Raw genomic sequence first — 24,478 nt, 5'->3', positions numbered from 1 at the left:
TATTAACTCTTTCTTGCGTTAGAATTATCAACTTTTTTGTAATTTGAATTGTGACCTTTTTGAAGGAATTCATTGTAAAATTCGACTAAAATACAATCGACCTTACCTTCAACTAAGTCCACACCACTAATTATTACATCAACAAAATCACCTAATTTAAATTTACGTTTTTCACTTATTAATTCAGTCATATTTTCATTAGGCTCATACTCACCATCAAAAAGTGTTGATTTGTGAATCAACGCATCTGTTTTATTTTCGAATTCGACAAATAAACCAAATTTAACAACACTAATAACTTGTGCACGGTATCTTTGTCCAATTTTATTTTTGAAATATTCAGCGTACATTAAGTCATTAGAACTACGTTCAATTTCGACACTCTTTTGTTCACTAGCACTATTTAAGGTTGCTACATCTTCTAAAATTTCTTCAAAGTGAGGTAATAATTTTTTATTGTTTTTGAAAACTAATTCTCTTAAGAGTCTGTGAATAATTAAATCAGGATATCTTCTAATAGGACTTGTAAAATGGCAATAAAATTCACTAGCTAAACCAAAATGCCCAATATTAAAAGAACTATACTTAGCTTTTTGCATTGTTCTTAAAAATAATAATTTTAAAAATTCATCATCTCTTTGAACTTTAATAGATTCGATAATTGAAGCGAATTTTTTAGGTGTTATATCACTAAGTGGAACTTTTGCTCTAATGCTTAACGCATCTAGAACCATTCTAAAATTATTCATTTTTTCTTCATCAGGTGCTTCGTGAATTCTGTACATAACAGGATATCTTAAATCGAAAAGAAACTTAGCAACGCTTTCGTTAGCTCTGACCATGAAATCTTCAATTAAAACTTCACTTACTCCTCTTTCGTTTATATAAATATCTTTAACGCTTCCATCCTCATTTAAAATGATCTTAGGTTCAGTTATTTCAAAATCAATATAACCTTGATTTTCTTTGTATTTATGAATTATTTGAGAAAGTTCATAAGCATCTTTTAACATTGTTTGCAAGTCTTTTTGGTTAATAACACTTACATTTTGATCTACTAAAAATTCATTAACTTGTTTGTAAGTTAAACGGTATTTACTTTCAATGATTGACGGATAAATTTTAACATCTAAAGTTTCACCTAAATTATTGATTAGCATTTCACAAGTAATGGTAAAACGTTTGACATTAGGGTTTAAACTACAAATTCCATTACTTAATTTTTCAGGAAGCATCGGAATAACGCGATCAACTAAATAAATACTTGTTCCTCTTTTTAATGCTTCTTTGTCTATTTGTGTATTTTCTTTGACATAGTGTGACACGTCTGCGATATGCACTCAAAGTTTATAAGTATTTTCGTCTATTTTTTTAACATTAATAGCGTCGTCAAAATCTTTTGTCGATTCACCATCAATAGTAACTATTAGTTCGTTAGATAAATCAACACGATTGCTTTTGTCTTCATGATCGATCACATCTGGTATCTTGTTTAATTCTTCATTTAACTCTTCAGGGAAGCCTTTAGGTAAATTAACACTCTCAATAAAAGCCTTTAAAAACACTTTAGGATCTGTTTCGTTTGTAATTACTTCGACAATATCTACATAAATAAAATTACGATCATATCTTATTATTTTAGCTGTTACTAAATCATTAACTAAAGCACCATAAACAACGTTATTGATTCTATATCTATAAGTACAAAAACGCTTATCTAATGGCTCAAAATCCACGAATTTATTATTTTGCTTTAAAAAACCGACTAATTTTTCATTAGTTCTAGAAACTATTTTAGAAACAACTCCGTAGCTTTTTGAATCATTTTCTTCAGTTCCTTCGAAAACTTTAATTTCAACAATATCTTTGTGTAAAGCGCCGTTAAAATTATTTTTTGGCACAAAAATACCTTCTTTTGTAGACTCATCTTCAGTTTCTAAGTCAACAAAAGCAAATTTTCCTGAAGAATTAATGTTAATTTCACCTATTCCATTTTTAATAAATTTAGCAACATAATACTTATCTTGACGATTTTTAAAAATATCAAAATCTTGCAACATTTGTTGCAACAAACTTGTAACACTTTTGTTTTGGTCGGGTTTTATTTTAAAGTTTTTAACTATTTCGATAAAAGTTGCACTTTTGTTTTTAATTAAAAAATTAATTATCTGTTCTTTATTTATCATTTTTTGTTTAATTCTACATAAATAATCTAATTGCTAATGCTGCAAAAAAAAGCAGAAATCCAAAAGCAAACATAGTGTATTTGAGAATTTTTTTAACCCCTTTCTCTTTTGAAGTTTTGAATAATTCTAAATCTCCACTACCTACTAAAGCACCACTAAAAGCATTAGAATCTGGAGACATTAAAAAGGAAACGATTATTATTATGACTGAAAAAATCATTAAAAATATAATCAATGTGTTCATTTAAACCCCTTTGATGTTTTTAAAAAATAAAATATATAATATTTTATATTATTATTTGCCTAAATTTTAAAAAATCTATTAAGTACATCTAAAGTTAATACAAAAAATAAAATAAAAATTAACATCGCAAAAATGTTAATTTTTTATATGTTTATAATTTTTAAATTCTTAAGGTTTTTTAAAATTTTGGATGCATTTGTATTTTGACAAATCTGTCTCTTTTTTCCATATCTTTGGTTATTTCAATATCAAAAGCGTCTTTTAATTGTTCTCACAAATGAATATGATTAGGATTTATTTCAAAATATAATGTTGCGTTATCTTTAACATAAGCTCTAAAGTTTTTTAAAATTCTATATGTTGTATCTCAACCTAATCTATCGCTAAATAATGCTAAGTGTGGCTCATGTTCTAAAACAGACAAATCACTTACTTCACTAGGTTGTAAATACGGTGGATTACTTACAATAACATCAAATGCGTTTGCGCCTTGAAACTTGGACAATTCGTAAAAATAAGAACTTTGAATTACTTCTATTTTAACGCCATTTAAAAGTGCATTCATTTTTGTTGTTTTAATAGCTACTTCATCTATGTCGCTGGCTACAACTTCTAAATCAGGACGATTATATTTTAAAGCTATGGCTATAAAACCACTACCGCAACCTAAATCTAAAACACGTGAATTTTTAGGAATTTCATTAATTAAACGCATGATCAACTCTTCAGTTTCATAACGAGGAATTAAAACTTTATTTCTAACATCAATTCTGACATTAGCCATATCAACATACCCAATAATTTTTTGAACTGGAGTGTTTTTTTGTAGTAAATACTCTTCCGCTTGTGTAACTTCTTCTTTAAGATTATATCTACGTTTTTCTCTTAATAAATCTTCAATAGTTGGCATTTTAATTAAAACCCGCTTCTTTGATTTTTTCGTTTTGTTCTTCGGTTAATAAAGCATCAATAATGTTGTTAATTTTACCTTCCATAACTGGATATAAGCTAGTTGAATAGCTAATTCTATGATCAGTTACTCTATCTTGAGGATAGTTGTATGTTCTAATTTTTTCGCTTCTAGCTCCGCTTCCTGCTAATTTTCTATATCCTGATTCTTCTTCGTGTTTTTTTTGTAATTCTAATTCGTATAATTTAGATTTTAAAACACGCATAGCTAATTCTCTGTTTTGTATTTGTGATTTACCTTCTTGACATGATACAACTATATTTGTTGGAAAGTGTGTAATTCTTACAGCACTATCTGTTGTATTAACACTTTGACCACCGTTACCACTTGATCTAAACACATCAACTCTAATATCTTCTGGTTTCACTTCAATTTCAATTTGATCATCAATTTCGGGCATAACCGTAACTGTTGCAGTAGATGTGTGAACTCTTCCTTTTGTTTCTGTAACAGGGACTCTTTGAACTCTATGAACTCCACTTTCAAATTTTAATTTAGAATATGGTTTATCACCTGTAACACTAAAGGTAACAAGTGTAAAACCACCAGATTCAGCTGCACTTGAGTCAATTAATTTTCACTTCATGTTATTTTGATCACATCATTTTGTGTACATTCTAAATAAATCACCCGCAAAAATATTAGCCTCGTCACCTCCGGCTGCACCCCTTATTTCGACAATAACGTCTCTATTGTCATTTTCATCTTTAGGTAAAATTAAAATCTTAAGTTCTTGTTCAAGTTTTTCAAGGGCCTGTTCACTTTCAGAAATTTCCATTTTAGCTAGAGAAATTAATTCTTCATCACTTTCTAAAGTAAGTAATTCTTTAGCACTTTTTAAATCGCTTTCGTGTTGTTGATAATTATTAAAAGCCTCTACGATATCTTCAATTGAGTTAATTTCTTTTGTTAGTTTTGTGTACTTTTTAATATCAGAAATAACTTCTGGATCTGAAAGCATTTGTTGCATTTGATCATATTTTTCTTTGATGCTTAGTAAAGATTTATACATTGTATTTTCCATAGTTTTTTTATTATATCAAATGCATATTTTATTGATAATCTTTTTTAGGCTCATAACTAATAAAAAGTAATTTTTTATAGGTTTAGTATTACTTATTTGAAAAATATTTTTATCATGTATTTCTAAAAACTTATAAGCGAGTAAACAACTTTTTTTAATCGTTAAAAATAAAATTTTTGCCCAATATTTTATATAAAATATTTATAAACAATTTGCCTATATTGTAATTGGAGAAGCATGAAACACAAAACACATATTCCTAAAATTAGCTTTAACTCTGATCATAAAAATTGAGAAGAATTTGAATTAAAAGACTTGTACACAGTTAAATCAGGAGAATTCGTTATAAAAGAAGAACAAAACCCTATTTGAGTTTATCCTGTCTACAATGGTGGAACAAGTAATACAGGTTTTTATCATTCTTATAATAATTTGGCTAACAAAATTGTTGTTAGCGCTAGAGGTGCAGCAGGAAGCGTTAATTTTGTTAGAAAAAATTTTTGATTAGGTAATAGTGCATATGTGTTAATAAATAAAAAATCAAATCAAGTTAATGATATTTTCGTTTATTATTTTTTTAAAACTGTTAATTCTTTTTCTTCTACACTTCAATCAGCGAATATTCCATCATTATTAAAAGAAGATGTGCTCTCAACAAAAATACTTTTAACAAACCTTGATCAACAAAATAAAATAGCCAATTTATTTGAATCCATTGACAAACACTTAAATAATTTAAATCAAAAAATAATGCTTATTAACAGGCTTAAAAGTAATTTTTTAACCAAAATGTTTTGCTTAGATAATTCTAATTTTCCGCAAATAAGATTCAATGATTTTAAAAATGAGTGGATCGAATTTACTTTAAGTGATTTTTATATTTTTTCTAAAGGTAAACAAATAAGCAATAATGATATCTTTGAATCTAAAATTAATTTATCAATTTCATATCCACAACTTTTTACAATTTATGACCAAATAATCAATCAAGTTAAATATAGCTGCAATTATTCAACAACTTCTCAAAGTAAATACGGAGATTTACTTTTTCCTTCTTCAAGCACAGTTAAAAATGGAACAGCTCAATGTGCTAGCATTAACATTGAAGGGGTAAACATTGGTGCCGATATTATCATAGCCTCAAAACTCCAACAAGATAATATTAATTCTGATTTTATGAGTTACTTAATTAACTCTCAAAAACAAAAACTTTATCAATGAATATCAGGAAGTGTAATTTCACATATGTATGCTAAAGATTTAGCTAAAACAAAATATAAAATAACTACAAATATAAAAGAACAAAATAAAATTGCACATTTTATACATGTTTTAAATACACTTATAAGCCTATACAACAATAAAATAAGTAAAATTGAACAAATAAAAAATAACATCGCAAAGAAAATATTTATTTAAAAAAGCCGGAATTTATCCAGCTTTTTTGCTACAAATAAGAATTACTGTTTTTTAAATCATACAAGCGCTTGCAATTGTACTGGTGTTTTTTGTGCATTTGTGAATAATTTTGATTCTTTTTTAGAAACAATTCAAAATTGCGCAATCGCGACACCAGGATTATTTTCAAATGGTTCTATAAGTACTTTTGAAGCGTTGCTATCGACGCTTAAATCTTGAGCATTAACAATATCAACTTCAGAATCTTCAGATATATTTAATTTATTTTTAAGTGTTTTTATTAAGTTTAATCTGTTGTCTGAATTTTGATAATATCCTGAAAAGTCACTGATTATTAGTGGTGCATTAGTGTCATTAAAACTTACGAATTGGTTTTGAATTAATGCTGCATTATAGTTGGCAGCTAAATCATTGGCAACAATTTTATCATTAGGTGTTTCGTTTTGAACTTTCACTAAAACATTAACTTTTTGCGCTTTTGCTTGGTTAGTTAATTGATGATTATTAATAGGGACAATTCAAAAATCTAAAACAAAAGCGTCATTACTGATTCTGTGGAAGTTATCAAAATCTTTTGCTGCTGAAACCACTGTGATATTTTTACCTTTTAAAGAAGTTAATAAACTTTCGATAATTTTTGAGCGTAAATTAGCATCAGCATAATAAATTGGGAGTGTTTGACTTGATAAATTGTTTGTCATTGTCGAAGCTTGCGATAAATCAACATTATAAACAAATAAGTTAGTCAATTTAGATTCATCAAAAGTTGCTAAATTTGGTGTATTTGGATTATTTTTAAAAGGAGTATGAGCTTGTTTTAGTAATACTTCTAAAGTAACAAGCGCTCTTGAATCTTCTAAAATTTTGACTTGATTGTTGGCGATTGATGTTTGACCAAAATCAGTTAATAACTTAATTTTGGCTTTGTAAGTTTTTGTGTTTGCTTCAGTAGAAGGAACTTCTTCGAAAGATGTAAAAGTTTCTTCATCAACAAATAATGTTGCATTTTCTAAGTTTTTGTTAGCTTGGACTAAAGTGTTTTTAACTTCTTGAAGTACTTGCTTTTGTGTTGTGGGATTAGCTAAAAATGAGCCTAATGTGTCTTGTTGACTTATTGTTTGAGAAAACTCTAATTTTGTGTTGGCAAAAACATTATTAGCAACAACTTTTACTGTTGGCACTAAAATGTATATTGCTTTAGTGCTTGAGCTAATCCCCGGAACACTTCCACTACCTTTAGCAAGTCATAATCTAGCAACAGACATACCAGGAACTAATTCATGAGAATTATTTATATCTGCCGCACCTGCGTAGTGAATTTCGTAACCTAAATCTACTAATCCAAGATTTTTTTCAAAAATGTGTAGATATCTTTTTCTTAACTGTGGATCAGAAATTAATAAGTCTTGAATTCTATAGTTTTCCAATTTTGTATCACTGGCTAAACCAATAGCAGGATAATTATATAATTGTGCTATTTGGTATGTTTGCTCTGTTGCTTTTGATGCATCTTGTATGATATTAAATTCGTTTGAAACTTTAAAAGCGACTTCTAATTTAATAGCTTTAGCACCGTTAGAGTGTGCACTTTCATTAACACCTACAACCCAAAAATCTAAAACAAATGTGTCAGCGGCTGTTTTTCTAAACTTTGTAAAATCAACTGCTGCATTGACTACTTTTGCGTTTTTTAAGTTTAGATGTGATTCTATATCTTTAATTATTTTATTGTAGTTATCTTTATTAGATAAATACCCTAAAAACGAATTGTTTTTTAAATTTATATCTAAAGTAATGATCTTATTAAATAATGTATTTGTGTTAAATGTAGAGTTTCTTGTGGCTTTTAATTCATGATTAATACCACTTAATTGAGAATAATGAATGTTACTAAATGTGTATTTTGAATTCTTGGGCTCGAATTTTTTATTTGATAAATTAGCAGGCATAAATGTTACATCGATTGTGTATGAAGCTGTATTATCTGCATTTTTAGTAACTTGAATGTTTTTAAATTGATCAGCACTTATAGAGATGTTAAAGTCTTTTTCCCTGAATTGTTTGTTGGCTTCTTTTGCGAGTATTGGTTTTAGAATTACACTTTTAAAATAATTAGGCTCGCTAATAAAATAACTAAAAGGCATTTGATTTAACATTTGTTCATCATTGGCATCAATTAAATATGTTGATCCAATGTTAGGAGTTTGTGTTACTGAAGCGTTATTTGTATTAGGTGTTGATGGAAGTGATGGTTCAGTAACTGGGTTTTTTGGGTTAGCTTGTGTTGAATTGCAACTTGCTGCAATTAGCGGAATTACTAAAGCAGAAGAAGTAACCAACAATGAAAAAGCTATTTTTTTGTTTTTTAGTTTCATTATTTCTTCTTTCTTTATAGTTTTATTAGTGCTTTTTTCTTATTTTTATAAACGAATAACCAAAAATAAGAAAAATATGTTTTTGCGAAAAAGTTGTTTTTCGCTTAGTTAAAGTCGCTTTTTTTAACTTTTTCCCGAGTTTCCAAGTTGTTATGTAATTTTAAACTAACGTTGACTTTAAGTCAGCGTTGGTTTTTTATATTTGGTCTTTTACTAAATCTTTTCAAGAAAAGAAATCGTTAATTAATTTTTCGTTATCTTTATTAATAATGTAATTTTGGCTTATTTTTTTATCATTAACTATTTCTACAACCTTGAGTGTTTCTGAAATCACTTTTCTAAAATAGTGCAAAGTAACTTTTTCTCCGACTACACCGTACTCAATTAGTTTGGAGTTTAAAACATTTAAAATGTAATTTACTAAAACAGTTGATAAAAAACATAGTAAGAAATGACCTTCTATATGTTTTTGTGTCCAAACATAAACAGGTCTAACAGATAAAGCGTCTTTTAAAACCCTAAAGTTACTTTCATTTGCCATTGCTTTGCGTATAATTCGACTATTTCATTGGGTTTTAAGTCAAATCTCGAGGTTTCATAAGCGTAATATCCATCATATTTAGAATCCTCATCTATTTTTTGTGTGTTTAGTTTATAAAACCCTTTACCACCAATTTTTTCGAAAAATCTGAATTTTTTATTTGAACTCATATCTTTTTCACTTACTAAACCATTTTTATCTTGAAGTTTAATAAAATTATCAATTAATATTTGGCGATCATTTCTGTCTTTAATTGCTCTTTTTTTGCTGTAAGTAACCACAAAACGTCTTTTATGTCCGTTATTTCTTTTATTTTTTCATAGTGAAGCAAATTCAACCTCTTTGTACTTGAAGTTCTCATCACCTTTATATCCAGTTTCGTCTAAAGAATATGTTTTTCTAGCTTCTGAACTGCTTTTAAGCCTATAAGAAAGAATATAGTCAATATTGTTATCTTCTAAAAATCTGATATTTTTATTTGTGCTCATTCCTCTATCGGCAATTATCGTAAGCTTATTTATTTGGTATTCTTTTTTAATTTCCAAAACAAAATTTATGAACGTTGATGAATCTGGTGTATTACCTTTGAATAATTTATAGTGAAATGGAATTCCATTTGCATCGGTGGCCATTCCTATTACAATTTGATCTTCTTTAAATTTTCCATCTTTGGAATAACCTGGATGTCTCAAACCTTCTCTAGTAAATGATTCAAAATAAACTGTAGACGAGTCATATCAGATAATATCGATTTTTCTATTATTCCTGTTCACTAGTTTAGCGTTTATTGAATTTAATATTTCGTTTTTATTTTGAGCTAAATAATCTAAAGAATTGTAAAAAGTGCTTTTTTTAGCTTCTAAATCAATATCAAATTTACTTTTTGACTCATATAAATTAATCATGCTTCCAGGGTTTATGATTCTTGAAATTGTTAAATACTTAAGAATGTCCAACATATATTTAGATTTAGTTGGAGAACAATTTTCAAATGGATTAAGTTTTTGTAAAAATGAATAAATAAATTCATAACCATAATTGATATTGACCAATTCTTTATTTACTTTCTTAATATCAATTTCTAATTTACGAATTATTTGTTCTCTTTCTCATTCGGTCGAATAATTTTTAACTAACTCCTTAATTTTTTCAAAGGGATCATCTGTATATTCACTTCACTTTTCTAAAGTGCCTATTCCAATACTTTTTTTATACCCTTTACCGAACCCACCAGATATCGCTAAAGATAAGTATGTGGAATTTTTATTTTTTCTTTTAATAAGAAGTCACTTTTCTGTCATTCTTATATTATACCATAATTACAATGTAATTATGTAAAAAAATTATTTTTTTTATTTATATATTTATATATAAATAACTTTTAAAAAAACACTAAAAATGGGCTCTAACTTGGAAACTTGGGTTGAATTGCAACTTGCTGCAATTAGCGGAATTACTAAAGCAGAAGAAGTAACCAACAATGAAAAAGCTATTTTTTTGTTTTTTAGTTTCATTATTTCTTCTTTCTTTATAGTTTTATTAGTGCTTTTTTCTTATTTTTATAAACGAATAACCAAAAATAAGAAAAATATGTTTTTGCGAAAAAGTTGTTTTTCGCTTAGTTAAAGTCGCTTTTTTTAACTTTTTGGCATTTTTAAAAAAACACCTACATAAATATAGCACATAAAAAATAAATTTCTTGAGCTTGTGAAAAAATTTTTTTGGGTAACTTTTCCATATTTTTAAACCCAAGATTTTTATTAATGACACTCAAAAGATATTATTTTATAGTTAATTTAGTTATTTTAAAAACAAAAGTGCAAATGCATTTGGAGCTAATGTGGAAACATCATATTCGATATTTTTTTTGGAAAAGTTAAAAAAAATATCGATTTTTACTAAAAATCGATATTTTTGGTTATTTTAATAATTATTCAAAATCGTCGAAACTATCGTCTTCAAACTCCATAGTTTCCATTGCTAATTCGTTATCTTCGAAAATATCAGAACTTAAGAAATCATCAAACTCTTCATCAATGTCAACGCTTTCGTTTTCGTCAAGCACTTGCACTTTATCTTTAAAGTATGACTTAGGATCTCTAATATCATATTTTCCTTTAATTTCATAGTTGATGTTTGTTCCAGCAGGAATTTTATGTCCTAAAATAATATTTTCTTTAAGACCTTCAAGATTATCTACTCTTTCAGAAACTGATGAATTAACAAGAATTTTAGCTGTTTCTTGGTATGAAGCAGCTGCTAAGAATGAATCACTTAATAAAGGTGTTTGTTTAGCTCCACGGATTTTTACTTCTCCATAAGCTGGTTTTTTACCTTCACTTAATAAACGACCATTTTCTCTTTGATATACAAATGTATCTACTAAACTACCTGTAAAGAAGTTAGAATCTCCTGGATCGGTAATCATAATTTTAGATAACATTTGACGAATAATAATTTCGATATATTTATCACTAATAGTAATACCTTGTAAACGGTATAGTCTTTGAATTTCTTTTAATAAATAGTTTTGAACAGCACGTGTATCCACTGTTTCTAATAAGTGAGTTAATACAATTGGACCCTCAACTAATTTTTGTCCAGGCACAACTTTTGAACCAACACTTACACGTAATTTTTGACTTAGTTTAACTGAATATATTTTTTCTTCTAACTCGTCATTGTGGTTTAAGAATTCAACTGTGATTAATTGTGTATCTGTTTCTTTGTTATCTTTATCTTTAGCAACAACAATAGACTTAACAACTCCAGTGTGTTCACTAATAACAGCTGGACGACCTCAAGGCGAGTCATAAGCATCGATAAGTTCGATTAAACGACCAAATCCACCTGTAATATCTTCAACCCCAGCAACCCCTCCGGTATGGAATGTACGCATTGTAAGCTGAGTTCCAGGTTCTCCGATACTTTGAGCAGCAACAACTCCAACAGCTTCACCAATGTTAACTATTCTGTTAGTTGCCATATCTTTACCATAACATTTTTTACATACCCCATTACGTGTATGACATGAAAGAACACTACGTATTTCCACTTCTTTGATGTTATGTTTATTTACTATTTCATCAGCCAATTCTGGTGTGATCAAAGTATTAGAAGCTACAATTAAATTATTGTCTTGATCATAAATTTCACGGTTTGTGAATCTACCTTCAATTCTTTCTCTAATACTTTCAATAACTGTATCGGTTTTTGTATCTTTAATATCTTTAACCACAAATCCAAAATCACTTCCACAATCTTCTTCTCTAACAACTATCCCTTGAGCCACATCAACTAAACGACGTGTTAAGTACCCTGATTTAGCTGTGTTTAAGGCTGTATCGGTAAGTCCCTTACGAGCCCCGTGAGTTGAAGAGTAGAATTCATAAGCTGTAAGACCATCCAAGAATGATGACTTAACAGGAATTTCAACAGTACTACGAACAACCCTATCGTTAGCCGCATCGGCTTTTAAAACTTTGGTGTTGTTGTTCATCAATCCACGCATACCAGCTAACTGAACAAAGTTAGATGAGTTACCACGAGCTCCTGAAGTAAACATCATAAATAATGGGTTGTATGGATCTGATTTAGTAACTTCCTTAAGATCGTTTTCAATGCTTTCTTTAACTTTAGATCATTTTTGAATTGTTAAAGTATAACGTTCATCATCAGTTAAATACCCATCGGCAAAGAATTCTTTTAATTTATCTGTGTATTCTTCACCTTCTTTAATTTTTTGTTTTGTACTTGGAACTGTTGTGATGTCGTTCATTGAAATTGTTGTACCCGAAATAGTTGAAAACTTAAATCCGATATTTTTAATTTTATCTAGAATAGAAGCAACTTTGTTTGAGTAATCAAATCAAACTCTTTCAAGTAATTTTGTGTAGTCGTTAATGTTTCATTGTGTTTCAGCATTAGCTTTTTTACGAGATAATTCATAATCAATTTTTCTGAAATTATCTTTAATCATGTTTGCAAGAGTTTTTGCGTGAACTGTGTTGATTTTATCACCTTTGTAATCAACCAACTCAGCACATTCAATAAACATATCTTGATAGTTATCTTTATCAACTTGATTAATAACTTCAGCTATGTCTTGCATTGTTACAACAGCAACATATTTTTCGTAAACTTTTTGAACAATTTTAGCTATGTCTTTTTTGCTTAAAGCGTTGTTTACAGGTAAATTGTCAATAAATTCTTTGAAATTGTGTCCATATCCAAATGTATATTCATCTGCAGCATTTTCAGAAGTGTGAATTTTTTCCACTTCTTTAGTTGATATGCTTCCATCTGGATTAGCTTTTGTAATTTTAGTTACTCTTTTACCAAAAATAAATTCAAAATCTTCAGGGAAAACATTGTTTAAAATGAATTTTCCTACTGTTGATACAACATATTTTTTGTTTTTATCTTGTGATAAACCATTCTTTTTTAATGAGTCAATTGGTAAAACAACTCTTGTGTGAAGTGTAATAAATCCTTCTTCATAAGCGCTCATCATATCATCAAAGCTTGAGTAGTAATTACCTTCACCTTTAGCTTGAGCTTTTTCCATTGTTAAATAATAAAGACCCAAAATCATATCCTGTGAAGGGTTAATAATTGGTTCTCCATCTTTAGGACCTAAAATGTTTTTTGAGGCTAACATCAATTCATTAGCTTCTCTAACTGCTTGATCAGAAATAGGAACGTGAACAGCCATCTGGTCCCCATCAAAGTCGGCGTTAAACGCTGTTGTTACAAGTGGATGAAGTTTAATAGCTTTTCCTCTGATTAAAACAGGTTCAAACGCTTGAATACTAAGACGGTGTAGTGTAGGAGCACGGTTAAGTAAAACTGGTCTACCTTCAATTGCTCTTTCCACATATGGTCAAATCATCGGATCTAATGATTCTACTTTTTTCTTTGCGGCTTTAATTGATTTAATTGAAGGGTCATTTTTAATAATTTCTCTTACAATTCATGGCTCAAATAATTTAGCAGCCATATCACGAGGAATACCTACTTGGTGCATTCTTAAGCTAGGCCCAACAACAATAACACTACGTCCTGAATAATCAACACGTTTTCCTAAAAGGTTTTGACGGAAACGACCTTTTTTCCCTGTAATTGCGTCTGAAATAGATTTAAGCGGTCTTGAATCTTTTGAAACAACTGGGCTTGGTTTTTTACGTGCGTTATCAATTAAAGCATCAACAGCCTCTTGAATCATACGGTACTCATTTTGTTTAATTAACATCGGAGCATCTGATTCGTTTCATTTTTCTAAACGATTGTTTCTAATAATTATACGACGGTATAACTCGTTAATATCACTTGTTGAGTGTCTTCCTCCATCCAGTTGGATTAAAGGACGTAAATCAGCAGGAATAACAGGTAAGTTGTAAATTAACATACTTGTTGGTTTTTGTCCTGATTTAATAAATGAATTAATAATAGTTAAACGTTTATATAATTTGGCTCTATCTTGAGCTTTAGTTCCTGTTAAAATTTCTCCAGCAGGAATTTCGCTGTTTATAGCATTAATTTCTTTTTGAACTTCTTCAGCTTCTTTATGTAAATCAATATGAGTTAACAAGTATTCGATTGCTTGACTACCTGTTCCGATTTTAGCGTCTGAATATTCATGAATAATGTCATTATATTCATAAAAATCAATCCCGTAATCTTTCCCCATTTTACTTGAAGCGTATTCACGTAACTCATCTAAAGCCACTTTAATGTCTTCATACTCTTCAGTATCAGGTTCATACATAGTAAGCATTTCCATTAAACATTGCTCATATGTAGTAGCAGCTTCATTAATATCAATAATTGAGTTTTTCTTCAAGCTTTTTAGTCCACCATCTTCTAAAACTATATGTGATTTATAGTAAATAAGTTTTTCTAAATCTCCCTTGGCCACAGCCTTGTTTGAACCTTGAACTTTAAGTCCTAATAATTTAGAAATAATTGAGTGGTCAATTTTAAAGAATCAAAAATGCACTACTGGATTGTGTAGACGAATGTGTCCCATTCTGCTTCTACGTGTGATTTTAGGTAAAATTTTTGGTTTGTATTTTTCACAAGCGGGAGTTTTTGAACAAATTGTGTTTTCGTCGCTTCTTTTGTATTTTGTATTACAAATAGGACATTTGTAATCTGTTGTAGGCCCAAAAATTAATTCATCAAACAATCCATCTCTTTCAGGTTTATATGATTTATAATTAATTGTTTCAGGTTTTGTAACTTCCCCGTTTGATCAACTTAAAACATCTTCGTTAGTTGCTAAACTTAGAGCTATACGTTCAATAACTTTTTTATTATCTTTATCAAAATTACTCATTGTCAATATCTCCTTCTAAGTGTTGCATAATTTCTTCGTTTTCTTCGATAGATGCTTCATCAACAGTAATAGGTTCAAGTTTAATTCCTAAACCTCTTAATTCATAACTTAAAACGTTAAATGATTCAGGTGTTCCTGGTTTTGGAAGTTCTTTACCTTGTGCTAATGCACTATAAAGCATGTTTCTTCCATTAATATCATCAGATTTATAAGTTAAAATTTCTTGCAATACGTTTGTAGCTCCATAAGATTCAATAGCTCATGTTTCCATTTCCCCGAATCTTTGTCCCCCGTTTTGACTCTTTCCTCCAAGAGGTTGTTGAGTAATAAGTGAGTAAGGTCCTACACTACGCGCGTGCATTTTATCATCAACCATATGGTTAAGTTTTAACATGTACATAACCCCAACACTAACTGGGTTATCGAATTTTCTACCTGTAATTGGGTCAATTAATATTTGTTTTCCTGTTTTTGATAAGTTTGCTTCAATTAAAGCGTTTTCAATATCAGTTTTTTTAACCCCATCAAAAGAAGGTGTAACGAATTTTGTATTTAATTTTCTAGCTGCCATTCCTAAGTGCAACTCAAGAACTTGACCAATGTTCATACGTGAAGGAACCCCTTGTGGGTTAAGCATAATATCAACAGGTGTTCCATCTTCTAAGTGTGGCATATCTTCTTCTGGTAAAACAATAGAGATAACCCCTTTGTTTCCGTGACGTCCTGCCATCTTATCACCAACTTTAATTTTTCTTTTTTGGGCGATTGATACTTTAACGATTTTGTCAATACCATCTTCTAAAACATCACCTGTTTCACGACTTAAAACCTCAATCCCTATAACTGTTCCATTGTGTCCGTTTTTAACTTTAAGAGATGTGTCTTTGTCATTTGAAGGTCTTTGTTGTAAAATAGCCATCAATAATTTCTCTTCTTGCGAAGGGTTTTCTTCACCTTTAGGAGAAACTCTTCCAACTAAAACATCCCCAGCTACAACTTCACTTCCAACTTTAACAATTCCATTTTCATCTAAATTACGTAATGAAAATTTGCTTGCGTTTGGAATTTCAGCTGTTAATCTATCGTCTCCAGCCTTTGAATTTCTAAATTGAATTGTTTGTTCTTCAATGTGAATTGATGTATAAACATCATCTTTTACTAATCTTTCATTGATAATAACAGCATCCTCATAGTTATAACCGTTTCATGTTGTAAATGCAACTAAAACGTTTTTACCTAAGGCTAATTCACCATCTTTAAATGAACTACCATCAACTAATAAGTCACCTTTTTCAACAAAATCACCTAATTGTACTAATGGTCTTTGGTTAACTACTGTTCCTTGGTTTGAACGTTCAAAACTTCTAAGTGAATATTTGTCAGTTACACCTTTTTCATTTTTAACGTGAATTTTTTGTGAATCAACATAAACAACTTCACCAGCATTTCTAGCTACAATGTTATATGCAGAATATTTAGCAATGTCACACTCAATTCCTGTTGCAACATATGGAGCTTCAGCTTCAAGTAAAGGAACTGCTTGACGTTGCATGTTACTTCCCATAAGTGCACGGTTGGCATCGTCGTTTTCTAAGAAAGGAATAGCACCAGCAGCTACTGAAACCATTTGTTTAGAACTAACCTCAAGAAAATCAACATCTTCAGGTTTTCCAATAATATAGTTGTAATTATGTCTAATTGTTAAGTTTTCATCAATAATTTTGTTGTCTTGATCAACATGAACTGATGATTGCGCGAATTTACTTCCAATTTCTTCGCTTGCTGTTAAATAATGAACATCATTATAATCAACAACACCATTATTAACTTTAAAGTAAGGAGTTTGTAAGAATCCCATTTCATTAACTTTTGCATAAATAGCATAGTTTAAAATAAGACCGATGTTTTGTCCCTCAGGAGTTTCGATTGGACAAATTCTTCCATAGTGGGTTGAATGCACATCCCGAACTTCAAATTGCGCTGTATCACGGTTCAATCCACCTGGCCCTAAACTTGTAACACGACGTTTATTTGAAACCTCAGCTAAAGGATTAATTTGGTCCATGAATTGAGATAATTTTGATGAGTTAAAGAATGTTTTCATTTGGTTAGTAACCAATTTGTTATTTGTAACATTTTTAGCAGTTACTTTTTCAGGCTCTTTAGCCCCCATTCTTTCACGTGTTGTTTTTTCTAATTTAGTTAAAGCAACATTAAGTTGATTTTCTAATAATTCTCCAACACTAACAATACGTTTATTAATCATTGAGTCTGGATCATCATCTTGCCCAATTCCTTCAATTAAGTTGAAGTAATAACTTACAACAGCAACTATATCAGAAACTAATAAATGTTGCTCTGTAGCTCTTGGGTCATTAGCAATAACAAGAGTAGGTTTTACATCTTTGTTTTCCATTGCTTTTCTGTTTGGATATACTTTAACTTTAGCGATTTTGTTTCTTTTAAGTAATTGTTTGTTTTGTTCAATTAGTCTATAATAAACTAATTCTGTATTAATGCCGTCAATTACATCTAAAGGTAAAATACCATTTTTAAAACCATCGCTAATTTCTTTGGCTATATTGTGTGTGATGAATGTTCCTTTTGTGTATAAAACTTCACCTTGTTTATTTTTGATATCTTCAGCTAAGTATGTATTTGTTATACGATCAACAACACTTAATTTATTGTTTAACATATAACGTCCTGTAGCTGAAAGGTTATATCTTTTCTTATCGAAAAAGATATTTGGAATTAATGAACGTTTAGCATCATCGCTAATACGGTCCCCTTTTCTAATTCCTCTAAACAATTCTTCTTGAATTTGATCGATAATTTCGGCTTCAGTTAAATCAGGATTATTAATAAATTTATCTCTGTTTAATGTCTCAATTAACTCTTCACTTTCACCAAAAAGCTTTTTAATTTGTTTTGGCATTAAACCTAGAGCACCTAAAAATGTTGTCAAGTTAACATTTTTATTTTTATCAATTTTAACTTTAACTGAGTCAGTATTTGAAGAAGTAACTTTATGGGAAATTTCTAATCAACTACCAATTCTAGGTAAAACCTCAACTTTGTTAAAAAGGTCATCACTTTGCTTGTTACGCACACCACGTCCAAAATAAGCACCTGGTGAACGAATAAGCTGACTAACGATAACTTTTTCAGATCCGTTAATTATGAAACTCCCTCCACTTGTCATTAAAGGAATTTCACCAAGTAAAACATCATCTTGTTTAACTTCCCCAGTTCCTGTGATTTCACGTTTTAATGTTACATATAAACGTGCAGCAAAATTGATTCCTTTAGCTTTACATTTTTTAATTTCTTCACTTTCGCTAGTTGCCTTTTTGTATGGATATTCTATACGAAGTGATTTTTTAACATAGTCTAATTTAACTTTTTTATCTGCCGCTTCAATTGGATAGTGTTCTAAAAGAAGTTCTTCAATTCCTTCTTTTAAAAACTTTTCGAAACTATCTTTACTTGTTGTTAAAATGTCAAAAACAGGTAAAGAATATTTAGTGATTGAATAATCACGTCTTTCTGTTTTGGGACCAAATTTACGAAGTTTGTAATTTTTATTCATCGCACTCCTTTTACTATTTAAAAATCGCTTCAATTATTCAATAATTGATAGCAAAAAATATACTTTGTCTAATAAAGCATATAAATTTTACTACTAAATTATTTTTTTGGAAATAAAAAATTAGAAAATATGAAAAATACCCATTAAGCATTAAAACCATGTTTAAAGGGGTTTAAGTTAAATATTTTCTTTTAATATATTCTTGTTTTTATTTTACTACAAAAAAACAAAAATTTTTAAGGCAAAAATTGAATATTTTTAAGATTATTTTCCTCTGATTTACAAAAATAAAAAATCACACTTATTAGTGCGATTTTTGAATAAAAATGTTCATTTATTTGAGAAAAAATTAGTCAATAGAAACTTCAGCACCAGCTTCAACTAATTGAGCTTTAATAGCTTCAGCTTCTTCTGGTTTGATGTTTTCTTTAATTTTAGCTGGTAATGAATCTACAACTTTTTTAGCATCCATTAATCCAACACCTAAGATTTCTTTAACTACTTTAATAACAGCAACTTTGTTTGAAGCTGATTGTAATGTAACTGTAACTTCTGATTTTTCTTCAGCAGCTTCTCCAGCAGGAGCAGCAACAGCAACAGCAGCCATAGGGTCGATTCCGAATTCTTCTTTCATTGCGTCAACTAATTCCATAACTTCTTTAATTGACATTTCTTTTAATGATTCAATAAATGATTCTTTTGTTAATTTAGCCATAATAATTCCTTTCGTTTAAAATTATAAAATTTTAGATTATTCAGTTTTTCCTTCACTTACTAATTTAAGAGAAAGAGATAACATTTGTAATGGTGCCAATAATGAACGCCCAAGAATAGCAAGTGATTCTTCATATGAAGGTAATGAAGCAACTTCGCTAACACCTTTAGCATCGATAACTTTGCCTTCGTATGTTCCGGCTTTAATCACCATAAGTTTGTTTTCTTTTGCAAATTTAACTAAAACTTTTGCAGCAGACATAGGATCTTGATTTGAAAAAGCAAAAATGTTTGGTCCTACTAAGTGATCACTTAAATCACCTAAATGTAATTCGTTAGCAGCGATTTTGAATAAACGGTTTTTGTAAACTTTAATTTCAACTCCGTGCTCTTTAGCCATTTTTCTTAATTCAGCCAATTGTGAAACTGTTAATCCACGGTATTCAGCAAAAGCTAATGACTGAGCAGCAGAAATTTTGTTTTTAATTTCGCTAACAACTTGTCTTTTTGCTAATTTAAAATTTGATTCTGACATCTTGCCTCCTTCCACAAATATTTAAGAACGCAACACATTAAATTAAGGATATACACTCGGTAACATATTAAGCTTGGCAGTTACTGTCTTAATGTATTGCTTCACAATTATATCGAATTTATAATTTTAATAAAATTAATTTTTCAAAGATTTTCAACTTATTTTTTAAGTTATTAATAACTTAAAAATATTAATAAGTTTTTGTTTAATCTTGAGTAAAAAAATAATTTTTATTTTGCAAATAAAACAAAAACTAAAACAACATAAGTAAAATAAATTTATAATTGTTATATGAAACTTATATATGGAATTGAAAATTTTTTTATTGAAAACGAGATAACAAAAATTAAGAAAAAATTTGATGATCAAAATATTGTTATTTTTGAGCCTAACACACCTGTAAATGAGATTGAAGAAAAAATAGCTAACAACAACATTTTTGACCAAGCGAAACTTTTTATTATCAAAAATTTAGATATTTTAGCTTCTAAAGGCGCAAAAATGGATAATTATCAATCATTATTGAGGCTACTTAAGAATATTAATCAAAATAACTACAAAAATACAGTGGTTTTTGTAGCTAACGTAGATAAATTAAATTCAAATAGTTTTAGTGCTTTTTTATTAGATAATTCACAAGTTTTTTTAGCTAAATCGCTTGAGAAAAAATCGCTTTTTAGCGTGATACAAAACTATATCAAAAAAAATAACGGTGAAATTTCGCATGATAATTTAACATATTTTTTAGAAATTATGCCTGATGATTTAAATGTAATTATTAATGAAGTTAATAAATTACTTTTAGAGAATAAAAACATAAGTGCACAAATGATTAACAACTCAATTTCTGTATATAATAAAAACGATATTTTTGCTTTTTCAAATTCTTTAAGTTCGGCTAATTTCGAAAGTATTTACCGCAAATTACTTGAGAGACTAAATGAAAATACGGATGTAATTAGCTTAATTGCTCAATTTAGTGATTTAGTAATTAATGCGTATAAATATTATGCTTACGCTAAAATTGACTTAAAAGAAGCGCAAATGGCTAATCTTGAAAAAATTCATCCCTTTAGAATTAAAAGTGCAGGAATTTTATTAAGAAGGTACGGAATTAAAAAAGTTATTCATTTAATAAAAGAATTACAAAAACTTGATTTTTACTATAAAAATGTAGGAGATAGTGATGCTGACAAATTCAAAAATTTCATCATTAAAGAGTTTATTGACTTTTAATAAACATAAACCCTTTAGTAGTAATTCAACATATTTACACCTAAATAAGGAAATTTTTGAGTCTGCTGACACTGAAATTATCAAAGAGTATTTAAAAAAAATAATGACTTTTCAACAAATTTTAATTGATAACAAAATTGTTTTAGTTTTCCCGAATTTAGCACAGATTCTAAATTTTACTTACAGTGATAAAATATCAGAAATTAAAAACAAAAAAGAAATTATTTTTAACATTAAAAACTTCAGCAAAATTTTAAGAAATAGTGGGATTAAAATTTATTTTAGCATTGATATTTACCAGATATTTTCACTAGAAAAGTTTATTCAAAGAATTAAGGATTTTAATCAAAATAATTTAGTAAACGAAAATTTTTGAAATGATTACACTCATAAAAAAGGTTATAACATTAGTGACTTTATTAAAACTAAGGAATTAAATTTATCTTTAGATACTAAAGGTCAAAATCCCTTTAAAAGGGCTTTAGGTTTTGTTTGTGATTTTTACAAAAGTTCTTTTGTGGCTGAAGGTATATTTATTGAAAATATTCAAAACTACCTCTTCCAAGAACAAAAAAATAATTTTGAGGAAAAGATAATTCAAATAAATGACTCATTTAAATTTGTGCAACGAAATTTAAAAATCAAATTTGTTGCTTTTAATAAGTTTTACGCTAATTCACAAATTAATCAAAAAATGTTTAAACTTTCGTTTTTCAATGACTTTATTTATGATCTTCAAATCCATGATTTCAATTCTTCATCAAAACTCATTTTCGAGTTTTTAGCTGAATTAAATAAGATGAATGTATCATTTAACTATAACAATTCTTTAGATGTGATGTTTTTTCAAAATTTCCACAAAAGTAATTTTTATTTTGTTGAAATTATTAAATCATATGTAGCGCTTAATTGTTTATTATCCAAAAGTAGTGATTTAAGTATGATTTTTAACATCAGTAGCTTTAGTCCAGATACTCAAGAGTGCTTGTTTGAAGATTTTTCGCTTAAAAAAGATATCATCCAAAAAAGAATTAATATTGAACAAATCTTTTTTGATGTTATAAGTCAAATCAAAAAGATCATTCTAGAAAGCGATTTAAGTGTTAGCGAACAAATAAGTGTTAATTACTACAATAAATATAATTTAAATTTTTTCAAACTAAAAACTGAAACCGCTAAAGAGTATTTGATTATTTTTAATTCATCTAAATCTCTAAAGCGTCTTAACATTGATTCACAATTCAATTTACTTTATTCAACTAACAACACTAATAACACAAATGTTGTAAGACCCTTTGAATTGAAATTGTTAATAGCTAAATAGTTTAATTTATCAATATAAAAAAATAACAATTTAAAAATTGTTATTTTTATTAATTAATTTTTGATATTTGCAAATGGTTTAAACTCTTCTAAAATTGTGTATCCAGAAGGAATTGTCTCTTGAGGTTGAGGGGTGTAATCGCTTTGAGATTTATTTAAATAATCTTTGTATACATCTAATACAAATCATTTATTTTGCTCTTTATCTCAATATTCTAATCAAGCACCATATTCTTGGGTACCGTCTTTTTTTCCTCTGATAACTTGAACCTTTTCAAAGTTAGCACCATATAAATATTTGCTTATCATTAATACATATAACTCAAGCGAACCATGGTTTGCATCTAATTGTTTGGTAATTTTTGCGATATTAGCATCTATATCTTTTTGAAAAATCGCTTTTATTGGTGCGAATTCTTCTTCCCTTGTTTCAAATTCCATTTTAAGTTGTTCAACTTTAGATTCTAACTCTGCTGAAGTAGATATTTTTAATTCTTCTCTAGCTTTCAGGAATTTTAATTTTGCTTCTTGAACTTGTTTAAACTTAGCGATAAACTCATCTTTTTCTTGGAGTTTTTGATCGTATTTAAATTTTACTTGTTCATACTTTTCTTTTTTTTCTTCTAATTCCAATTTATCAAATTCAGTACGCTCTGAGTAATCGTAATATTCTATCTGATTATTATAATCGTTTAATGTTTTATCTAATTCTTTTTTCAAAGTAATTAGACTAGAAAAAAACATTAAATCTAAATTATTTTCAAAAAAACCAATAGGCGAATCGTTAAAGGCTTTAATAATATCAGGATCATTTATATCCATTGGCTTAGCAAATATTTTATATGCGTTATTTTGTTTAGTAGCTCCTTCAGCACCTATACCGTCAATTGATACACCTTTTAATAAATATATCGGAGCAAAAGCTTTAAAGATCCCTTCAGGTTTATTATTATCTGTTATTGGTTTAACATTTAAATAAAGCGATCTTAATTGATTATAAAGTTTTAAATAATTATTAAAAGTGTTATTTAGTTCTTGACTTCCGAATTTATTTGATGTTATGTCCAAAAATAAATTAAGATAAGAAATGTTATAAGGTATCGCAATAAGTCCACCTTGAGTGGATTGAGTGGCTGTTTTTTTTGTATCCTTATTTTTATTTTCATCTTTACCTTTATCTTCATCTTCACTTTTATCGCTAGTGTTATCATTTTTTTTCTCTTGAGTAGAACTTTTATAATCTTGTAGACTATAAGTTAATGATGTCATGTTTATTGTTAAAAATGCATCGGTACTTGCGCTAAAAGTATAATTTTGTTTATTGAATAAATAATAAAACATCATAGGTGTATTTTTATAATAATGTTCAAAAGCAGCTTTTATCTCTGGTAATGTTTGTTTTAATTCTTCTTGAGAATCAAAATCAATAACTATGTTATTTAGGAACTCATAATTGTAAAAAACACCGCTAAATGAAAACCTTCTAATTTGTTTTATTTTTTCAATAAATTCTTTTACTTTTGGATTTTCTGTTTTAAATTCGTTTTCTGACGAGTTAAATATAGGATTATTTTTTATATAGTTTTCAGCAAATAAAATACTTGGATCATTAGCATAAAAACAGCTATTAGCAATTAAAGGGGTTGTTGAAGCTAGTAAAGAAGCTGAAACGAATAATAATTTTTTAAATTTTATTTTCATATTAATAAAACATCCCCACATACTTAAGTGATCTAAATCCTGCGTATGTAATTATCGAACTAAATACTAATAAAATACATGAAAATGCTAATAACCCCACAGAATAAGATTTTAAATTAACAAAAAAACTTTGAATTTTAGATTCGTATGAAACGTATTTAGCTAGATTAACATAATAATCAGAATAAGATATGATCACTGAAAACACTATAATAGCTACAAAAGAAATAACTAAAACAATAGATCATTTTATAACACGACTTTTATAATTTTGCATTTTC

Annotated in this window: 17 protein-coding genes; 3 read left to right on the top strand and 14 right to left on the bottom strand. The window is 28.4% G+C overall.

The genetic code is table 4. The features are described from left to right. Positions 1-2 precede the first annotated feature (2 nt). The 4 genes from rnr to prfA all read right to left on the bottom strand — a co-directional run bounded on the left by rnr (position 3) and on the right by prfA (position 4,424). Positions 3-2,186 (bottom strand): ribonuclease R, encoded by a 2,184-nt coding sequence (gene rnr / locus V2E24_RS00310; protein ID WP_330500435.1) that lies wholly within the window; start codon positions 2,184-2,186, stop codon positions 3-5. 13 nt (positions 2,187-2,199) lie between these two features. After that, positions 2,200-2,430 (bottom strand): preprotein translocase subunit SecG, encoded by a 231-nt coding sequence (gene secG / locus V2E24_RS00305; protein WP_330500434.1) that lies wholly within the window; start codon positions 2,428-2,430, stop codon positions 2,200-2,202. A gap of 178 nt (positions 2,431-2,608) precedes the next feature. Then, positions 2,609-3,340, bottom strand: coding sequence for a peptide chain release factor N(5)-glutamine methyltransferase (locus V2E24_RS00300; protein ID WP_330500433.1), 732 nt, complete (start codon positions 3,338-3,340; stop codon positions 2,609-2,611). A 1-nt stretch (position 3,341) separates the two neighbouring features. Further along, complete coding sequence (gene prfA, locus V2E24_RS00295; protein ID WP_330500432.1) at positions 3,342-4,424, bottom strand: peptide chain release factor 1; 1,083 nt, start codon at positions 4,422-4,424, stop codon at positions 3,342-3,344. Positions 4,425-4,661: 237 nt separating this feature from the next. Between prfA and V2E24_RS00290 the strand changes: the two genes are divergently transcribed. Beyond that, positions 4,662-5,843 (top strand): restriction endonuclease subunit S, encoded by a 1,182-nt coding sequence (locus tag V2E24_RS00290; protein WP_330500431.1) that lies wholly within the window; start codon positions 4,662-4,664, stop codon positions 5,841-5,843. Between the two features lie 41 nt (positions 5,844-5,884). On the opposite strand, the gene V2E24_RS00285 is transcribed toward V2E24_RS00290, so the two are convergent. The 8 genes from V2E24_RS00285 to rplJ all read right to left on the bottom strand — a co-directional run bounded on the left by V2E24_RS00285 (position 5,885) and on the right by rplJ (position 19,937). Continuing rightward, positions 5,885-8,218: a hypothetical protein gene (locus V2E24_RS00285; RefSeq protein WP_330500430.1), complete on the bottom strand. Its 2,334-nt coding sequence runs from the start codon at positions 8,216-8,218 to the stop codon at positions 5,885-5,887. Between the two features lie 196 nt (positions 8,219-8,414). Beyond that, entirely contained in the window at positions 8,415-8,759 is a 345-nt protein-coding gene (locus V2E24_RS00280) for a hypothetical protein (protein ID WP_330500429.1), read from the bottom strand. After that, positions 8,729-10,060 (bottom strand): IS1634 family transposase, encoded by a 1,332-nt coding sequence (locus V2E24_RS00275; protein ID WP_330500428.1) that lies wholly within the window; start codon positions 10,058-10,060, stop codon positions 8,729-8,731. The genes V2E24_RS00280 and V2E24_RS00275 overlap by 31 nt, the downstream gene beginning before the upstream one ends. A gap of 63 nt (positions 10,061-10,123) precedes the next feature. After that, positions 10,124-10,273, bottom strand: coding sequence for a variable surface lipoprotein (locus V2E24_RS00270; protein ID WP_330500427.1), 150 nt, complete (start codon positions 10,271-10,273; stop codon positions 10,124-10,126). 416 nt (positions 10,274-10,689) lie between these two features. After that, on the bottom strand, positions 10,690-15,096 hold the full coding sequence (locus V2E24_RS00265; RefSeq protein ID WP_330500426.1) for a DNA-directed RNA polymerase subunit beta': 4,407 nt from the start codon (positions 15,094-15,096) through the stop codon (positions 10,690-10,692). Beyond that, positions 15,089-18,688 carry a DNA-directed RNA polymerase subunit beta gene (rpoB, locus tag V2E24_RS00260; protein WP_330500425.1) on the bottom strand — a complete coding sequence of 1,200 codons (3,600 nt, stop codon included), beginning with the start codon at positions 18,686-18,688 and terminating at the stop codon, positions 15,089-15,091. Before rpoB ends, V2E24_RS00265 begins: the two co-directional genes overlap by 8 nt. A gap of 349 nt (positions 18,689-19,037) precedes the next feature. Further along, positions 19,038-19,403 (bottom strand): 50S ribosomal protein L7/L12, encoded by a 366-nt coding sequence (gene rplL, locus V2E24_RS00255; RefSeq protein WP_330500424.1) that lies wholly within the window; start codon positions 19,401-19,403, stop codon positions 19,038-19,040. Between the two features lie 36 nt (positions 19,404-19,439). Further along, positions 19,440-19,937: a 50S ribosomal protein L10 gene (rplJ, locus tag V2E24_RS00250; protein WP_330500423.1), complete on the bottom strand. Its 498-nt coding sequence runs from the start codon at positions 19,935-19,937 to the stop codon at positions 19,440-19,442. A gap of 291 nt (positions 19,938-20,228) precedes the next feature. Here rplJ and holA point away from each other — a divergent pair, with 291 nt between their 5' ends. Then, positions 20,229-21,173: a DNA polymerase III subunit delta gene (gene holA / locus V2E24_RS00245; protein WP_330500422.1), complete on the top strand. Its 945-nt coding sequence runs from the start codon at positions 20,229-20,231 to the stop codon at positions 21,171-21,173. Next, positions 21,124-22,497, top strand: coding sequence for a hypothetical protein (locus tag V2E24_RS00240; protein ID WP_330500421.1), 1,374 nt, complete (start codon positions 21,124-21,126; stop codon positions 22,495-22,497). The genes holA and V2E24_RS00240 overlap by 50 nt, the downstream gene beginning before the upstream one ends. Positions 22,498-22,550: 53 nt before the next feature. Here V2E24_RS00240 and V2E24_RS00235 read toward each other — a convergent pair whose 3' ends face one another. Continuing rightward, a complete protein-coding gene (locus tag V2E24_RS00235) occupies positions 22,551-24,197 on the bottom strand; it encodes a hypothetical protein (RefSeq protein ID WP_330500420.1) in 1,647 nt (548 codons plus the stop codon). A gap of 1 nt (position 24,198) precedes the next feature. Continuing rightward, positions 24,199-24,474, bottom strand: a complete 276-nt coding sequence (locus V2E24_RS00230) for a hypothetical protein (protein WP_330500419.1) — start codon at positions 24,472-24,474, stop codon at positions 24,199-24,201. Positions 24,475-24,478: the final 4 nt, after the last annotated feature.

The organism is Mycoplasmopsis ciconiae, from assembly GCF_036350065.1.
Lineage (GTDB): Bacteria > Bacillota_I > Bacilli_A > Mycoplasmatales > Metamycoplasmataceae > Mycoplasmopsis > Mycoplasmopsis ciconiae.
Note: the sequence above shows the minus strand (reverse complement) of the source record. Positions and strands in the feature narration are given on the sequence as shown.